Raw genomic sequence first — 221 nt, forward strand, 5'->3', positions numbered from 1 at the left:
CTGGGAAACCTGTCGAAGATCGCAATCCCGTCACCCGCAGAGTTGCCGGGAAGGCGGGACCGCCTCTGGGAGGAAACCTGCCTGGAGATCTTTCTGGCGGAATCGGGTTCCGAGAGCTACCGGGAGTTCCACCTCTCCCCGGCCGGTCACTGGAACGTCTACCGGTTCGCCTCGTACCGGAAGGGGATGCGGGAGGAGCCGGCCTTTGCGTCCCTCCCGTT

Annotated in this window: 1 pseudogene (only partly in view); it reads left to right on the forward strand. The window is 64.7% G+C overall.

The window, feature by feature from the left end:
• Positions 1 to 221: pseudogene (locus tag A2X88_09940) on the forward strand (hypothetical protein); it begins 114 nt to the left of the window's first position.

Source organism: Deltaproteobacteria bacterium GWC2_65_14 (genome assembly GCA_001797615.1).
Taxonomy (GTDB): Bacteria; Desulfobacterota; Deferrimicrobia; order Deferrimicrobiales; family Deferrimicrobiaceae; genus GWC2-65-14.